Origin of the sequence: Streptomyces colwelliae, assembly GCF_048158785.1 — a bacterium.
In the GTDB taxonomy this organism is placed as follows: Bacteria; Actinomycetota; Actinomycetes; order Streptomycetales; family Streptomycetaceae; genus Streptomyces.
Genome location: NZ_JBLTJC010000655.1, coordinates 1 through 2,980, shown reverse-complemented (window position 1 = coordinate 2,980; position 2,980 = coordinate 1). Strand labels below are relative to the sequence as shown.

Genomic DNA, 2,980 nt, shown 5'->3' with positions numbered 1-2,980 from the left:
GCTCAGCCCCGCCAGGGCAACTCCGCCGTGATCCGGGTAGGCCCACCCACCGGTGAGTCGACCACCAGAATCCCGTCCACCGCGTCCAACCGCCCGGCAAGACCAGCCAACCCCGAACCGCCGGAGGCATCCGCGCCGCCCACCCCGTTGTCCACGACCTGCAACATCAGCCGGTTCTCCACCCGCCACACATCCACCGCGGCCCACGTGGCCTTCGCATGCTTGCTGATGTTCTGAAGCAGCTCGGAGACGGTGAAGTACGCGATCCCCTCGATCGCGGCCGCCGGCCGCGCCGGCAGATCCACGTCCACCTGCACCGGCACCGTGCACCGCGAGGCCACGGAGGACAGGGCGGCATCCAGCCCGCGATCCGTCAGCACCGCAGGATGGATCCCGCGCGCCAGATCCCGCAGTTCCTGCAACGCCGTCTTCACCTCACCGTGCGCCTCGCCCACCATCCGCGCCGCCGCCTGCGGGTCCTCCGTCAGCTTCTCCTTCGCCAGCCCCAGATCCATGGCCAGGGCCACGAGCCGGGCCTGCGCCCCGTCGTGCAGGTCGCGCTCGATCCGCCGTAGATCCGCCGCCGCCGTGTCGACCACGACACCCCGGTCCGACTCCAGCTCCACGACCCGCGTCGCCAGCGTCGACGGGCCGAGCAGCCCGTGCACCATCACCCGGTCCACCATCGTCAGCGCCCGTACGATCCACGGCGTGGCCAGCGTGAACAGCAGACCCACCAGCGCGGTCACCGTGATCTCGAACGGGTTGTCCAGATAGATCTGGTGATGCTCGTCGCCGTACAGCTGAAGGCCGCCCCCACCGCCGTACATGGGGAAGAGCCAGAACCACAGCGGGTACGTCAGCAGGGCCCAGCCGTACGCCCAGAAGTTGAGGGCGACGACGAAGGAGAAGACCGCCCACGGGAAGTGCAGTACCGCGTACAGCAGATGGCGCCAGGACGCGCCGCTCTTGAGGACCGCGCCCATCCAGGCCATCGGGCCGTTCCTCTTCATGCGCAGCGGCTCGGGGTCGGCGACGTCCAGGTCGAGCAGCCGGCGCGCCCGCGCCCGCTCCAGCGCGCCGAACCCGCGGCAGCCGGCCAGCGCGCCCGCCAGGACGGGCACACCGAGGAACGTGATGAGCAGGCCCGCTCCCAGCGACACCATCGTGACGGCGTACGTGAAGAGCAGGATGCTGATCGGCAGGCTCAGCAGCACATACCCGAACTCCCGCCAGCTGCGCGCCTCCAGCGGTGCGCGCAGCGCGGCCGGCAGCCGGTGCCGACGCCGCTCATCGAGCCGCTCGTCGAGCCGTTCGTCGAGGTCGAACATGCCGTGCGATCCGTACCCCTGCCCGTACTCCGTGGCCATTGACGTCGTCCCGTTCTACTCGTTTCCGCAGCCGTGCTGTCGTATCTCCAGACTGCTGCGCCGCAGGTCCGCGAACCATGGAGTCCGTCGGCCTCTCGGGAGGGGGGTTTTCCCTACCCCCGGCCCGGCTAGGCGGTCCGCTCCCGCCACGGCAGTTCCGCTGTGACGGTCGTGGGGCCGCCGGGTGGGGAGTCGAGGACGAAGAGGCCGTCGACGGCGCCGAGGCGGTCGGCGAGGCCGCGCATGCGGGTGTGGTTGTGGTTTTGGAGGTGGGGGCGCTGTCTCTGCTCGCCATGGGGTTAGGCGGTCCGTTCCCGCCAGGGCAGTTCCGCTGTGACGGTGGTGGGGCCGCCGGGTGGGGAGTCGAGGACGAAGAGGCCGTCGACGGCGCCGAGGCGGTCGGCGAGGCCGCGCATGCCGGTGCCGCCGTCGAGGCGGGCGCCGCCGCGGCCGTCGTCCCAGACCTGGATGAGCAGCCGGTCCTCCGCCCGCCACACGTCCACCGACGCCGTACGGGCACCGCTGTGCTTGCTGATGTTCTGAAGCAGCTCGGAGACGGTGAAGTACGCGATGCCCTCGATGGCGGCCGCCGGGCGCGCGCCGAGGTCGGCCGTCACCTTCACCGGCACCGTGCAGCGCGAGGCGACGGAGGAGAGGGCGGCGTCCAGCCCGCGGTCGGTGAGGACGGCGGGATGGATCCCGCGCGCAAGGTCCCGCAGTTCCTGGAGCGCCAGCTTCACCTCGCCGTGCGCCTCGTCGACCATCGCGGCGACCTGCTCGTCGGCCTGGCCCTCCAGCAGTTTCTCCTTGGCCAGCCCCAGCCCCATGGCCAGATTGACGAGCCGGGCCTGCGCCCCGTCGTGCAGATCGCGCTCGATGCGCCGCAGATCGGCCGCCGCCGTGTCGACCACGACACCCCGGTCCGACTCCAACTCGGCGATACGGCGCTCCAGTTCGTCGGAGGGGGAGAGGAGGCCGCGCACCATCGCCCGGTCCGCGTTCGCCAGCCCGCGCGCGATGAACGGCAGCACAGGCCACAGCACGAACAGCGAGGTCAGCGTGATGGTGAAGGTGACGATGCCCCACGGCAACCGCATCCCGTCGTACAGCACCGTCCGCCAGCCGACCGGGTCCTTCAGCGCCATCCACACCCGTTGCAGCAGCCCGCCGCCCTTGCGCCACGGCAACGGGCTCGGCTCGTCGATCCGCACCCCGAGCAGCCGCCTCGCCCGGCCCCGCTCGAACTTCCCGATCAGCCGCGCGCCCATCAACCCCAGCGCGAGCAGCGGGAACCCGACCACGGTGACGGTCATCCCGGCGCTGATGAACAGCATCGTCACCACATAGACGAAGCCGAACACCGACACCGGCAGATTCGTCAGGAGATGCGCGATCTCCTTCCAGGTGTGTCTGTCGTAGGCGAAGCGGGCCGGCGGCAACGGCTCGTCGAGCTCGCCGCCGGGTGCCGCCGGGTCGGCGTAGGGGATGCGTACGGTCATATGGGCCAGCGTGCCGGGTGGCGCGCCCCAGCGCCATGAGGTCCGCCGCCCAGGTCTGCTGGGGAAAACCCCACCATGGCATCTCGGGGGGGGGAGGGGGGAGAGATCAGG

Annotated in this window: 2 protein-coding genes; both read right to left on the bottom strand. The window is 71.0% G+C overall.

All coding sequences use genetic code 11. From position 1 onward, the window contains the following. Positions 1 to 2 precede the first annotated feature (2 nt). Complete coding sequence (gene abrC2, locus ACNFOC_RS52720) at positions 3 to 1,370, bottom strand: sensor histidine kinase AbrC2 (protein WP_416966077.1); 1,368 nt, start codon at positions 1,368 to 1,370, stop codon at positions 3 to 5. 299 nt (positions 1,371 to 1,669) lie between these two features. Then, entirely contained in the window at positions 1,670 to 2,869 is a 1,200-nt protein-coding gene (gene abrC1 / locus ACNFOC_RS52715; RefSeq protein WP_416966076.1) for a sensor histidine kinase AbrC1, read from the bottom strand. Positions 2,870 to 2,980: the final 111 nt, after the last annotated feature.

Bases quoted from the DNA above. Each gene is read 5' to 3' on its own strand.
- abrC1 (WP_416966076.1), bottom strand. From the start codon at position 2,869: ATGACCGTACGCATCCCCTACGCCGACCCGGCGGCACCCGGCGGCGAG.
- abrC2 (WP_416966077.1), bottom strand. From the start codon at position 1,370: ATGGCCACGGAGTACGGGCAGGGGTACGGATCGCACGGCATGTTCGAC.